Below are 13153 nucleotides of genomic sequence, written 5' to 3'. Positions count from 1 at the left end.
GCCGGCTCGCGCTGCTGCTCGCCGACCGCTCCGGCGCCTCCGGCGGCGGACGCCGGGGCACGGCGCCGGACCTCATGGAGCTGCTGCCCCAGTGGCTGGCCGCGGCGAACACCCGGGGTTTCGCGCCCCCGCCCGCGCTGCTGCCCGCGCTGCTCGACGCCGCGCGGGGGCGTACGGACCTGCGCCCGGCGGCACTCCGGTTCGCCGGGCCGCGCGCGCTGTGGCTGGCCCGGTTCAACCCGGACTGGCGGTTCGCCCTGCGTTCCACCCCGGGCGGCGCCACGGCCGTGCCCGGCCCTCGTGACGCGGGCGGGGCGCGACGGCTCTGGGAGGAGGGCCTCTTCGCGGAACGGGTGGCTCTCCTCGCCGCCCTGCGCTCCCGCGAGCCCACCGCCGCACGCGGGCTTCTCGAGTCGACCTGGGCCACCGAGCGGGCCGAGGACCGGCTGATGTTCCTGGACTCGCTGCGCACCGGCCTGGGCCCGGACGACGAGCCCTTCCTGGAGCAGGCCCTGGCCGACCGCAGCCGTAACGTACGGGCGACCGCGGCGGAGCTGCTGTCGGCCCTGCCCGGCTCGGCCCTGGCGGCGCGCATGGGGGTCAGAGCCGGTGCCTGTGTGGCCGTGGACCACACGCGGGACGTACCGACGATCGCCGTCGAGGCGCCGCACGAGTGCGACGCGGGCATGGAACGCGACGGTGTGGTGGCGAAGGCCCCGGCGGGCCGGGGGGACCGGTCCTGGTGGCTGGGCCAGTTGGTGGAGGCGGCACCTCTCGGCGGCTGGTCGCGGCGGCTCGGCGGGCGCACCCCGCAGGAGATCGTGGCGTTGCCGGTGGCGGACGACTGGCAGGGCGAGCTGCACGCGGCCTGGTGCCGGGCTGCGGTGCGGCAGCGGGACGCGGCGTGGTCCCGGGCGCTGCTCGGCAACCCCTCCGCACCGGAGGCGGGCGGGCCGGGGGCGGTGTCCCTGGCCGAACGCGCCCGGCTGCTCGGCACGCTGGACGCCGCCGAACGGGCGGAGTGGGTCGCCGCCTTCATCGACACGCACGGCCTGTCCGAGGCGTTCCAGCTGCTCGGAGTGTGCGCCGTGCCCTGGGCGGCACCGGTCGGACGCGCGGTGGTCGACGCGCTCGACATCGCGCGGGACGCAGGGAGTTATCCATGGAGTTTCAGCGGAGTCATGGGCCTGGCCGAACGCTGCCTGGACCCGTCCGAGGCCGGCCGCCTCGACGCTCTCCTGGCGATACCGGACGAAGCGGAGAACGCCTCACCGGGCGCCGGGGGCTACTGGTCGGAGGCCTTCCAGCGGCTGGTCACCACACTGCGCCTGCGGGCCGCCATGCTGACGGAGCTGGCCCCGCCCGCCCCCTGACCCGGTCCGCTTCCGCCGCCTCGCCCGCAGGCGCCGGGGGCGCCGGCCTCGCGCCGTCCGTGGACGGCCCGGGACCCCGGCTCCCGGCCCGGACGCCCGCGGGATCCGGCCCGGCAGGGTGTCGCGGGGGCATGCGTCCGGGGCCGGTGGCGGTCCCGGACGGGGGCGTCCGCCGTCCTCGCCGTCCCGGCCGCGCCGGGGCGGGTCTGCCGCCCGCCGAGGACGGCCGGCTACGCCTCCGCGGTCTGGCGGGCGTTCGCGCGGACCCAGTCCACGATCGACGCCGTGGTCGCGCCCGGAGTGAAGATCTCCGCGACGCCCTTCTCCTTCAGCGGGGCGATGTCCGCCTCGGGGATGATGCCGCCGCCGAACACCAGGATGTCCGCCGCGTCCCGCTGCTCGAGCAGCTCGATGACCGCCGCGAAGAGCGTGTTGTGCGCCCCGGAGAGGATGGAGAGACCGATCGCGTCGGCGTCCTCCTGGATCGCGGTGTCGACGATCTGCTCGGGGGTCTGGTGAAGCCCGGTGTAGATCACCTCCATACCGGCGTCGCGCAGCGCCCGCGCGATCACCTTGGCCCCGCGATCGTGGCCGTCGAGCCCCGGCTTGGCCACCACCACGCGGATCGGACCGGCTGCCACACCCATCACTGCCTCCATGAAGCGACTACATCCATCCGTATCGACAAGTACCGCACACATCGCACGGACACCCCGGCCCGGACCGGCCCGAGAAGTGAACGAACGTTATCTCCAGCATCCCGCAACCGGCAGTTTCGCGGTGCCCAGGGAGGGGGAAATCACACGGTGGGACACGTTCACCGCGCAGCGTTCCCGGGCCCCGCGGCCCGCACACCTCGTGCTCGTGCGACACACGCGCATCGGTGGGAACATGCGCATAAGGGATACGCACCGAGGCCGACACACCACCACGCCCCCTCCACGCACCGCACTCGCGCACCGTCGGCCGCTCTCGTAGCGACATCCCATGAGGGCACACGGGGGACGAGGCCGTCCTTCCGCGTGCCGACAGGAGGTCGGCCATGAAGGTCACCGAGGCAGCCCTTCCCTTCCTGCCGCTCTGCCGGCGTCTCCTGCCGACGCGGCTGGCGGATCTCTCCGTGGCCCTCCTGAAGGCGACCGCCCTGGAGCTGGCGATCCTGGCGGGTCACCTCCTGCTCTATCCGGCCGGGATCGTCCAGGAGCGCCGAGGCCCGTGCGGCCCCGAGCTGCCCGCCCCCAAGGGCACCGCACAGCTGCCGGCGGAGGCCAAGCCCCCGGTCGTCCTGCTGCACGGCTTCATCGACAACCGCTCGGTCTTCGTCCTGCTGCGCCGCAGCCTGTCCCAGCACGGCAGGCATCAGATCGAGTCACTGAACTACTCGCCGCTGACCTGCGACATCCGTATCGCCGCCGAACTGCTCGGCCGGCACATAGAGCAGGTGTGCGAGCGTACGGGCAGCCGCCAGGTGGACGTGGTCGGGCACAGCCTCGGGGGACTGATCGCGCGGTACTACGTGCAGCGACTGGGCGGTGACACCCGCGTACGGACGCTCGTCACGCTCGGCACGCCGCACTCCGGCACGCGCGTCGCGCCCCTGGCCAACGCGCACCCCATCGTGCGCCAGATGCGCCCCGGTTCCCCGGTGATCGAGGAGCTCGCGCTGCCCTCGCCCGGCTGCCGCACCCACTTCGTCGCCTTCTGGAGCGACCTGGACCACATCATGGACCCGCTGGAGTCGGCCTGCGTCGAGCATCCGGACCTCACCGCGATGAACGTGCGGGTGAGCGGCGTCGGCCACCTCGCCCTGCCCGTGCACCCCGCCGTGGCGACCGGCATACGGGAGGCCCTGGACACCGCACACCCCGGGGAGCCGTCCACCGGACGGGCGAGCGGCCTGACGGTGGCGTAGGAGCGGTACGGCGCGACACGCCCGGCGCCGGTCTCCGTGACACGACGATCACGGCGTCCACATACGAACAACATCGGTCCGACACAGCCGACTTACCGCCGCGACGCGTCCGTAATCCCGAACCGATCTCGAACACGTTTCGAACAAAGAGCCAAGACCGCGCCCGCCGTCCCCCAAAACACGACCGAATGCCCGTTTCCTGCGCGCGTGAAACCTGGGGAAGATTGTCGCGCCCGCGTACCGCCGGGTACAGTCGCCGCACTGCTCTGGCAGCCCCTGTTGTCGAGGCGAAAGAGAAGTTGGTGAACGACCGTCACCCGTCGGGGACCATGGACCCGGCTCCGGCTTCCGACGCCGCCTCGGCGCCCTACGCGTCGTACGGCACCCAGGAAGCCCCGTACGGCGACTTCACCACGTACGGCGCCCACGACGCCACCGGTTTTGCCGCCACGCACTACGGCACCGGCGGCCACACCACCGGAACCTTCGCCACCGACCCGCTCTTCGGGGACCTCCCGGCCGGCGGCCAGGACACGGGCACGCAGGACAGCGGGCAGTGGACCACGGCCGGCCAGGAAACCGGGCAGTACGACGCGTACACGGTCCAGCACCCCACTCCGTACGACACCGGTGGTTACGACGCGACCGCCTGGACCACCGGCCACCAGCCGATGACGGTGATCCCGACGCAGGGCACCTCGCCCGAGACCAGTGGCCAGTGGGACGCCGGAGCCTGGCTCCAGCCCGACCGGGCCGAGAGCCCCGCGGACGGGACGCAGCACTGGGACTGGGGCACGCAGACCTTCGACAGTGGTGTCTACGACGCCACGCAGTGGAACTCCGACGGCGGCGAGACCGACGGCGGGGCCACCGGATCCGACGGTTACGAGCCACAGACCGAGTCCTTCGAGCAGGACACGTACGCCGGCCAGGACACGTACGAGCAGAAGACGTACGACCAGGACGCCTACGAGGTACCCACCACCGGCGAGCCGGCCCGCGGCGAACAAATCGGCACCGGTCAACTGCCCGAGGTCTCCCTGCTCGACGGCCAGGAGGAGATCCTCCCCGTCCCGCCGCAGCGCGCGGCCCCGCGCTCCGGGTCCCGCTCCCGCCGCCGTACCCCTCCCAAGCGCTCCGCGCTGCTGACGGTGGCCGTTCCCTCCGCGTGCGTCATGGGCGTCGCCGGCATCGCCGCGGCCTCGGTCGGCAACCTGACCGAGGACGGCGGCCAGGAGACCACCACGACCGCGGCCGACGTCCAGCCGGTGAAACCGTCCGCCGCCAACGTCAAGCTGGACACCCAGCTCGAGAGCCTCGCCGCCGGCGCCGACGACTTCGCCGACCGGGCCAGCCGCACCCAGGAACGCATCGACCTCAAGGCGCAGCAGGAGGCCGAGCGCAAGCGGGCGGCGGAGGAGGCGGCCCGCAAGGAGCGGCTGCGCCCCAAGTTCGCCCTCCCGGTCGCCCAGCACGGACTCAGCGCCTACTACGGCCAGTCCGGCATCAACTGGATGTCCGTCCACACCGGCATCGACTTCCCCGTCTCCTACGGCGCTCCGGTGATGGCCGCGACCGACGGCACGGTCCGCACGCAGTACAACTCCGCCTACGGCAACATGATGATCGTGACGGCCAAGGACGGCACGGAGACGTGGTACTGCCACCTCTCCAGTTACCAGGTACCCGCGGGTTCGACCGTGAAGGCCGGCGACCAGATCGCGTTCTCCGGGAACTCGGGCAACTCGACCGGCCCGCACCTGCACTTCGAGGTACGCCCCGGCGGCGGCGCGGCGATCGACCCGCTCGCCTGGTTCCGCAGCCACGGCCTCGACCCGTCGTAGGGAACTCCCCCCGACGGGCCGCGGCCCGCGACTACAGCTTCTCGACCGGCGCGTACCGCAGCAGCAGCCGCTTCGGCTTGGTGTCCCCGAAGTCGATCGTCGCCTCCGCGTTCGACCCCGTGCCCTTCACCGCGACCACGGTGCCGAGGCCGAACTGGTCGTGCGTGACCCGGTCCCCGACCGCCAGTGACACCACGGACTTCTCCGTCGTGCGCCGGGTGGCGAAGCCGGAGGCACCCGAAGCCGACGAGCGGGAGCGGGACGACGACAGCGAGGCCGCCACACCCGAGGCCGGACCGGAGGACATGGGGGCGCTCGCCCCCGTCCGCTTCCACTCCAGGTGCGCGGCCGGGATCTCCTCCAGGAACCGCGAGGGCGGGTTGTACGACGGCTGGCCCCACGCGCTGCGCAGCGTCGAACGGGTGAGGTACAGCCGCTCCCGGGCGCGTGTGATGCCGACGTACGCCAGTCGCCGCTCCTCCTCCAGCTCCTTCGTCTGGCCGAGGGCGCGCATGTGCGGGAAGACGCCGTCCTCCATGCCGGTCAGGAAGACGACCGGGAACTCCAGGCCCTTGGCGGTGTGCAGCGTCATGAGGGTGATGACGCCGGAGCCGTCCTCGTCCTCGTCGGGGATCTGGTCGGAGTCGGCGACCAGGGCGACCTGCTCCAGGAAGTCGGACAGCGCGACCGACTCGCCGTCGCCGCGCTCCTGCTCGAACTCCAGGGCCACGGCGGCGAGTTCCTGGAGGTTCTCGATGCGGGTCTCGTCCTGCGGGTCGGTGGACGCCTGCAACTCGGCCAGATATCCGGTGCGTTCCAGGATCGCCTCGAGGACCGTCGCCGGGCCGGCACCGGACTCCACGACCGTACGGAGATCCTCCATCAGCGTGTTGAACCGCTTCACGGCGTTCGTCGAGCGGGCGGCCATGCCGTACGCCTCGTCGACGCGCTTCAGCGCCTGCGGGAAGCTGATCTTCTCGCGCTGTGCGAGGGCGTCGATCATGGCTTCCGCGCGGTCGCCGATGCCCCGCTTGGGGACGTTGAGGATGCGGCGCAGCGGCACCGAGTCCTCGGGGTTGGCGAGCACCCGCAGATAGGCCAGGACGTCCCTGACCTCCTTGCGCTCGTAGAAGCGGACGCCGCCGACGACCTTGTAGGGCAGGCCGACGCGGATGAAGATCTCCTCGAAGACACGGGACTGGGCGTTGGTGCGGTAGAAGACGGCGACGTCGCCCGCCTTGGCCTCGCCCGCGTCCGTGAGGCGGTCTATCTCGTCGGCGACGAACTGCGCCTCGTCGTGCTCGGTGTCGGCGACGTACCCGGTGATCCGCGCACCGGAGCCGGCGTTCGTCCACAGGTTCTTCGGGCGGCGCGACTCGTTGCGCTCGATGACGGCGTTGGCGGCGCTCAGGATGGTCTGGGTGGAGCGGTAGTTCTGCTCCAGCAGGATCGTCGTCGCGTCCGGGTAGTCCTCCTCGAACTGGAGGATGTTGCGGATCGTCGCGCCGCGGAAGGCGTAGATCGACTGGTCCGCGTCACCCACCACGCACAGCTCGGCGGGCGGGACCTCGGCCTCCGGCGGCACGTCGACGGGGTGCTCGGAGGTGCCGACCAGCTCGCGGACCAGGGCGTACTGGGCGTGGTTGGTGTCCTGGTACTCGTCGACCAGGACGTGCCGGAAGCGGCGGCGGTAGTGCTCGGCGACGTCCGGAAAGGCGCGGAGCAGATGCACCGTCGTCATGATCAGGTCGTCGAAGTCCAGGGCGTTGGCCTCGCGCAGCCGCGACTGGTAGAGCGCGTAGGCCTGGGCGAGGGTCTTCTCGAATCCGTCCGCCGCCTGGGCGGCGAAGTCCTCCTCGTCGATCAGCTCGTTCTTCAGGTTGCTGATCTTGGCGCTGAAGGACTTCGGCGGGAAGCGCTTGGGGTCGAGGTCCAGGTCGCGGCAGACCAGGGCCATCAGGCGCTTGGAGTCGGCGGCGTCGTAGATCGAGAACGACGACGTGAAGCCGAGCTTCTTGCTCTCGCGGCGCAGGATGCGCACGCACGCGCTGTGGAACGTCATGACCCACATGGCGCCCGCACGCGGGCCGACGAGCTGCTCGACACGCTCCCTCATCTCGCCCGCGGCCTTGTTGGTGAAGGTGATCGCGAGGATCTGGCCCGGGTGGACGTTCCGCTCGGCCAGCAGGTGGGCGATGCGGTGGGTGAGCACACGGGTCTTGCCGGAGCCGGCGCCGGCCACGATGAGCAGCGGGGAGCCGGAGTGCACGACGGCGGCGCGCTGATTGTCGTTCAGCCCCTCCAGCAGCGCGGCGGCGTCGATCACCGGACGCGGCGCCCCGTCGCGGTAGTAGGAGTCCCTGTCCGGCGGCACGTCGAACTTCCCGCCGAACAGATCGTCCGGCACCGTCTCCGGCACATGATCGTCCTCGGGCGGCGGCGGGGGCTCGTCCGCGGGGCCCCGCTGGGCCTGGAGGTCCGCCAGGAAGCTGTCGTCAAAGAGGCTGCTCATCGCTCTCCGAGTCTAGGGTGCCCCACCGACAACCCGGGCCCGCCCCGGGAACATCCCACGGTTTCCGCCCCGCCCCGGCACCGGGGCCGTCCACCGCACGGCCGGGCACCCTCCAGGACCGCCGCCTCACCCTGCGTGACGTCCCGCATGAGGTCACAAAAATGTATCGGGCATATCGCCCATCAACCTTCACACGGGCCACACCAGTTGGCTACGGTGCGGGCGGGCCGCACGACCCCCACCGGCGAACCTCGCCGGGCCGCGTGGCCCCCGCCGAGTCCGTCCCTGCCCACGCGGCAGCCGGAGCCGGGGACCCACCGAATCCCTGGGGTGAGTCGGCCCACTCCCTCACGGAGCGGCCGTAGGGCAACCCTTCCGAACCACCCGCCCGAACCCGACAGCTAACCCGGTAGGCGGAGCACTGGAAGGAGTCGCCTCCCTTGGCGTCGCACCGCAAGTCGCGCACCCCCGGCCCCCGCGTGGCAGGCATACGGACCCCGGCCCTCGCCACGGCCGCCCTGACCTCCGTCGCCCTGCTCTCCCAGACGGCGGGCGCCGTCCCCACGGACGACGGCAAGCCCAGCCTGGAGGAGGTCGAGAAGAAGGTCGACGACCTCTACCGCCAGGCGGAGTCGGCGACCGAGAAGTACAACGCGGCCAAGGAGAAGACCGCCAAGCAGCGCAAGCGGGTCGACACCCTCCTCGACGACGTGGCCAAGCGCACCCAGAAGCTGAACGACGCGCGCGAGGAGCTGGGTTCCTTCGCCGCCGCGCAGTACCGGACCGGTGCCGGCGTCCCCGACACCGCGATCTTCCTGCTCGCGGACACACCGCAGGACGTCTTCGACCAGCGCCAGGTGATGGACCGGATGACCGGCCGCCAGAAGGAAGCGGTCGACGACTACGTCACCCGGCAGTCCGAGACGATGAAGAAGCGCCAGGAGGCCACCGAGAGCCTCGAGACGCTCACCGAGTCGCAGGGCGATCTGAAGACGGCCAAGGCCACCGTCCAGAAGAAGCTCGCCGACGCGCGCGAGCTGATGTCGAAGCTGACCGCCGAGGAGAAGGCGCGGCTCGCGGCGGCCGAGAAGCAGAAGCAGGAGGAGGCCGCCCGCAAGGCCGCCGAGCTCGCCCGGCAGCAGGCGGAGCAGGAGGCGGCCCGGGAGGCGGCCGAGCAGGAGGCCGCGCAGCAGGAGAGCGGCAGCACGGGCACGTCCGAGTCCTCGGGGACGGTCACCTCACCGTCGACGTCGACGGACTCCTCGTACGCCACCAAGGCCGAGAAGGTCCTCGCCTTCGCCCGCGCGCAGATCGGCAAGCCGTACGTCTGGGGCGCCACGGGTCCGGGGTCCTACGACTGCTCCGGCCTCACCCAGGCCGCCTGGAAGGCCGCCGGCGTCACCATCCCGCGCACGACCTACGACCAGGTCAACGCGGGCACGACGGTCCCCGTCTCCCAGGCTCAGCCCGGTGACCTGGTCTTCTTCTACGACGACGTCACCCACGTGGGCATCTACATCGGCAACGGCATGATGATCCACGCCCCGAAGCCCGGCACCTACGTCCGCGAGGAGTCGATCTTCTACGACGGCGAGTCCTCCATCCACAGCGTAGTGCGCCCCGCCTGACCCGCCCGGTGCCTGACCCGCCCGGCGGCCGGAGCCGTCGGGCGCGTTCCTCAGCGGGAGATCAGGTCCACAGCACGGCGATGAAGATGTTCGTCACGGTCAGCAGGCCGACCAGACCGAACAGGCCCTTGTCCACCTTCTCGTCGTCCCGCTTCACGTAGACCAGGCCGAGGATCACGATCAGCAGTGCCAGCTTCACGCCGATCTTGACGTTGTCGACGGAGTAGTCCTGCGCCTGGTTCAGGCCGACCAGGACCACACCGGTGACCAGCATGGTCAGCGCACCGTGCAGCATGGCGGGGACGAAGCGGGCGGTGCCCGCGCCCATCGCCTTCATCTGGGTGAGGAAGCCCCCGAGGAGCGACGCGATGCCGATGATGTGCAGACCGACGAAGATGTGGAGGAGTACGTCCATGGGGCCGGAGCCTAGCCACCGCCTCCTCATAGCACTCCGGCGCCCTCGTCCTGCCCTCCTCCCTCACTTCGGTCATCACCCAGAGTGAAGTCGACGAAGCCGGAACAGGGCGCTGGTCACTATCGGTCACCCGATGGTCCGCTCACGCCACTTCCGCACAACCCGTTACCCGGGCCGTGCGGCGGGCCCTAGCGTCCTCCCCCAGGTGACCGGCTCTCCATCGCCGCCCGGGCCAGGGGCGGCGGCCGGACACCCCCGCCGAAGAGGTCCGGCGGCGGTCGGCTCCCCCTGTGCACCCGCCGCCGGACCACCCGGACGGCGGTCCGGCGGCGGTCGTGGACGAGGACGGGAGTCAGGTGGCTGCGCACCGCAGGTCCCGACAGCGCCCGGTGGGGGGCCACACGGCCCGCAGGGCCGTCGCCATCGCCCTCGCCGGCGCGGCCACGGCGGCCGGCTTCGACGTGCCGGCGGAGGCCCGGCCCCGGCCGACGCCGGAGCAGGCCGGAGCCGATGTCGACAGGCTCTACCGGCAGGCCGAGGCCGCCACCGAGAAGTACAACGGCGCGAAGGAGAAGGCGGAGTCCGCCCAGCAGCGGCTGCGCGCTCTGCAGGACGAGTCGGCCCGCAGGTGGAATCGGCTCAACGCCGCGCGTGCCGCCCTGGGGTCCGTGGCGGCGGCGCAGTACCGCAGTGGCGGGCTGGACCCGGCTCTGCGCCTCGTCCTGTCCGAGGACCCGGACGGCTTCCTGGACGGCACCGCCCTCGCCGAACGCGCGGGCACCCGCCACAAGGCGGACGTGGGGCGGGTACGCGCACAGCTCCGGGAGATCGAGCAGTTGCGCGGAGCGGCCCGGATCGAGGCGAAGTCGCTGACGTCCCACCGGGCCGAGATGCGCCGGCACAAGAAGACGGTCACCGGCAAGCTGGCGGCCGCCCGCCACCTGCTGTCCCGCCTGACGCCCGAGCAGCGTGCGGACCGCGCCGACGGCACGACCCGCGCCCCGCGCCCCTCGGCGGCCTCCGGCTTCGCCGTCTCACGGGCCCCCGGTGCCCGCGCCGCCGAGGCCGTCGCCTACGCCTACCGGAAGATCGGCAGCCCTTATGTCTGGGGCGCGACCGGCCCGGACGCCTTCGACTGCTCGGGCCTCGTCCAGGCCGCCTACCGCTCCGCCGGTGTCTCCCTGCCGCGCACCACCTATGCCCAGATCGGCGCCGGCCGCCGTGTCGCCCGCTCCGAACTGCTCCCCGGCGACCTGGTCTTCTTCTACCCCGGCATCAGCCATGTCGGCATCTACGTCGGCGACGGCCGGATGATCCACGCCCCGAATCCCTCGGCCCCGGTGCGCCTGGCTCCCGTCGACGAGATGCCGTTCGCGGGGGCGACACGGGTGAGCTGAGCGCGCCTTTGAAGGGCGCGGTCACACCAGTCGTCGCGCCGTCGCCCAGCGGGTCAGTTCGTGACGGTTGGACAGCTGGAGCTTGCGCAGCACCGCCGAGACGTGGGACTCGACCGTCTTCACCGAGATGAACAGCTGCTTGGCTATCTCCTTGTACGCGTACCCGCGGGCGATCAGCCGCAGCACCTCCCGCTCGCGCTGGGTGAGGCGGTCCAGGTCCTCGTCGACCGGCGGGGCGTCGGTCGAGGCGAAGGCGTCCAGCACGAAGCCGGCCAGCCGCGGCGAGAAGACCGCGTCGCCCTCCTGGACCCGGAAGATCGAGTCGACCAGGTCGGTCCCGGTGATCGTCTTGGTGACGTATCCGCGGGCGCCGCCCCGGATCACCCCGATCACGTCCTCCGCCGCGTCCGACACGGACAGGGCGAGGAAACGGACCGGCTTCTCGGTGTCGCCCATCAACGGCGCGCAGCGGCGCAGCACTTCGACACCTCCGCCACCGGGCAGGTGCACGTCGAGCAGGACCACCTCGGGCCGGGTCGCGGTGATGACCGTGACCGCCTGGTCGACGTCGGCGGCCTCGCCGACCACCTCGACACCCGTCTGCTCGGTCTGCCCGATCTCGGCCTGGACCCCCGTGCGGAACATGCGGTGGTCGTCGACGAGAACGACGCGGACCTGCCGCCCGGCGGTGCCGCCGGCCGACTCCGCGGCCTGGGCCCCCTGTCCCGCTCCCGCCGCCGTGTTCGCCTCGGTCGGCTCGCTCATGACGTCTTCTCCGCCCTCTCCATCTCCAGCTCGACCTCCGTACCGCCGTCCGGCACCGCGCGCAGCCGCGCCGTGCCGCCGTTGCGCTCCATGCGGCCGATGATCGATTCCCTGACGCCCATCCGGTCGGCGGGTATCGAGTCCAGGTCGAAGCCCGGACCGCGGTCCCGGACGGACACGAAGACCGTCTTCCCCTCGACTTCGGCGTAGACCTGAACCGCGCCTCCCTCGCCACCGTACTTGGCGGCGTTGACCATTGCTTCCCGCGCGGCCTGCATCTGTGCGGCGATTCTCTCGTCGAGCGGGCAGTCGCCGACGACGACGACCTCGAGGGGGACGCCGTGCTTGTCCTCGACCTCGGCGGCGTTGCGCTTCACGGCCTCGGCGAGGGTGGCGGGTTCGTCGTCCTCGTCCTTGCCGTTGCCCTCCGGTTTGTAGAGCCAGGCGCGCAGGTCGCGCTCCTGGGCACGGGCCAGCCGGCGCACCTCGCCCGCGTTGTCCGCGTTGCGCTGGATCAGCGTGAGGGTGTGGAGCACCGAGTCGTGGACGTGGGCGGCGACCTCCGCGCGCTCCTGCGCCCGGATGCGCATCAGGCGCTCCTCGGAGAGGTCCTGCGTCATACGGACGAGGTAGGGGCCGGCGAGGAGCGTTATGCCCACGAGGACCGCGAGGGCCGCCTGGAGCACCGAGCCGAGATGGCTGCCGGAGCCCCGCAGGACGAAGATGCCCGAGGCGCCCGCCGTCACCAGCAGCACACCGGCCACGGCCCGCAGCAGCGTGACCGTGCGGCGGCGCCGGCCGACCTCCATCCAGCGGGCCCGGCGCGCGTTGTCCGCCTGCCGCCACACCAGGGCGACACCGGCACCGACCAGGACGGTGGGCCAGAGGTAGGCCCGGGTCCCGTTGCTCAGGTTCACGTTGCCCACGAAGATCATGGCCACCACGACCATGAGGAGCAGGGCGACGATCTGCCCCTTGTCCGGTCTGCGGGTCACGAGCCGGCGCCGGCCGTCCGGCGAGGTCTCGGTCGTCACCAGGGAGGGCGGCTTCTGCGCGTCGACGCCGCCGACGCCGAGCGGTACGAAGAACCAGAACGCGGCGTACAGCAGGGCGCCGAGACCGTCGGCCATGAACAGACCGACGAAGACCAGACGTACCCAGATCACGGGCAGCCCGAGGTGTCCGGCCAGCCCCCGCGCCACGCCACCGAGCCAGCGTCCGTCACTGCTGCGGTAGAGCTTGCGCGGCGGCCGCGGCCCGGCGAGTGGCGCTGCTGCGGCTTCCGACATGCCAACGATGGTCACACG

The 13153-nt window shown here is 71.9% G+C and carries 10 protein-coding genes and 1 riboswitch; of the genes, 5 read left to right on the top strand and 5 right to left on the bottom strand.

Going from position 1 to position 13153, the window contains the following annotated elements; translation table 11 throughout:
• Window positions 1-1373, top strand: a 1373-nt coding sequence (locus tag BU52_RS27990) for a DUF5691 domain-containing protein (protein ID WP_037939617.1), incomplete at its 5' end; no start/stop codon positions are given.
• A gap of 230 nt (window positions 1374-1603) precedes the next feature.
• Here BU52_RS27990 and BU52_RS27985 read toward each other — a convergent pair.
• Entirely contained in the window at window positions 1604-2020 is a 417-nt protein-coding gene (locus tag BU52_RS27985; RefSeq protein WP_037939613.1) for a cobalamin B12-binding domain-containing protein, read from the bottom strand.
• Window positions 2021-2415: 395 nt separating this feature from the next.
• Between BU52_RS27985 and BU52_RS27980 the strand changes: the two genes are divergently transcribed.
• On the top strand, window positions 2416-3285 hold the full coding sequence (locus tag BU52_RS27980; RefSeq protein ID WP_037939610.1) for an esterase/lipase family protein: 870 nt from the start codon (window positions 2416-2418) through the stop codon (window positions 3283-3285).
• A gap of 188 nt (window positions 3286-3473) precedes the next feature.
• The gene (locus BU52_RS27975) at window positions 3474-5129 is read left to right on the top strand and encodes a M23 family metallopeptidase (RefSeq protein ID WP_078903474.1); all 1656 of its coding nucleotides are present in this window, start codon (window positions 3474-3476) and stop codon (window positions 5127-5129) included.
• A gap of 31 nt (window positions 5130-5160) precedes the next feature.
• Here the strand turns inward: BU52_RS27975 and pcrA are convergent, their stop codons facing one another.
• Window positions 5161-7641, bottom strand: coding sequence for a DNA helicase PcrA (gene pcrA, locus BU52_RS27970; protein ID WP_037939605.1), 2481 nt, complete (start codon window positions 7639-7641; stop codon window positions 5161-5163).
• Window positions 7642-7917: 276 nt separating this feature from the next.
• Window positions 7918-8074: riboswitch (cyclic di-AMP (ydaO/yuaA leader) on the top strand.
• 7 nt (window positions 8075-8081) lie between these two features.
• On the opposite strand from pcrA, the gene BU52_RS27965 reads away from it, so the two are divergent.
• A complete protein-coding gene (locus tag BU52_RS27965) occupies window positions 8082-9269 on the top strand; it encodes a C40 family peptidase (protein WP_037939604.1) in 1188 nt (395 codons plus the stop codon).
• Window positions 9270-9330: 61 nt separating this feature from the next.
• Here BU52_RS27965 and BU52_RS27960 read toward each other — a convergent pair whose 3' ends face one another.
• A complete protein-coding gene (locus BU52_RS27960) occupies window positions 9331-9684 on the bottom strand; it encodes a hypothetical protein (RefSeq protein ID WP_037939601.1) in 354 nt (117 codons plus the stop codon).
• 356 nt (window positions 9685-10040) lie between these two features.
• Between BU52_RS27960 and BU52_RS27955 the strand changes: the two genes are divergently transcribed.
• On the top strand, window positions 10041-11081 hold the full coding sequence (locus BU52_RS27955) for a C40 family peptidase (RefSeq protein ID WP_037939648.1): 1041 nt from the start codon (window positions 10041-10043) through the stop codon (window positions 11079-11081).
• A gap of 21 nt (window positions 11082-11102) precedes the next feature.
• On the opposite strand, the gene BU52_RS27950 is transcribed toward BU52_RS27955, so the two are convergent.
• Window positions 11103-11846: a LuxR C-terminal-related transcriptional regulator gene (locus BU52_RS27950; protein ID WP_037939598.1), complete on the bottom strand. Its 744-nt coding sequence runs from the start codon at window positions 11844-11846 to the stop codon at window positions 11103-11105.
• Window positions 11843-13135, bottom strand: coding sequence for an ATP-binding protein (locus BU52_RS27945; RefSeq protein ID WP_037939595.1), 1293 nt, complete (start codon window positions 13133-13135; stop codon window positions 11843-11845). The genes BU52_RS27950 and BU52_RS27945 overlap by 4 nt, the downstream gene beginning before the upstream one ends.
• Between the last annotated feature and the right edge of the window lie 18 nt (window positions 13136-13153).

The organism is Streptomyces toyocaensis (genome assembly GCF_000725125.1).
Taxonomy (GTDB): Bacteria; Actinomycetota; Actinomycetes; order Streptomycetales; family Streptomycetaceae; genus Streptomyces; species Streptomyces toyocaensis.
This window is presented reverse-complemented; position numbering and strand designations above follow the sequence as displayed.

Bases quoted from the DNA above. Each gene is read 5' to 3' on its own strand.
- pcrA (WP_037939605.1), bottom strand. From the start codon at position 7,641: ATGAGCAGCCTCTTTGACGACAGCTTCCTGGCGGACCTCCAGGCCCAG.
- BU52_RS27985 (WP_037939613.1), bottom strand. From the start codon at position 2,020: ATGGGTGTGGCAGCCGGTCCGATCCGCGTGGTGGTGGCCAAGCCGGGG.
- BU52_RS27950 (WP_037939598.1), bottom strand. From the start codon at position 11,846: ATGAGCGAGCCGACCGAGGCGAACACGGCGGCGGGAGCGGGACAGGGG.
- BU52_RS27975 (WP_078903474.1), top strand. From the start codon at position 3,474: ATGCCCGTTTCCTGCGCGCGTGAAACCTGGGGAAGATTGTCGCGCCCG.
- BU52_RS27960 (WP_037939601.1), bottom strand. From the start codon at position 9,684: ATGGACGTACTCCTCCACATCTTCGTCGGTCTGCACATCATCGGCATC.
- BU52_RS27945 (WP_037939595.1), bottom strand. From the start codon at position 13,135: ATGTCGGAAGCCGCAGCAGCGCCACTCGCCGGGCCGCGGCCGCCGCGC.
- BU52_RS27980 (WP_037939610.1), top strand. From the start codon at position 2,416: ATGAAGGTCACCGAGGCAGCCCTTCCCTTCCTGCCGCTCTGCCGGCGT.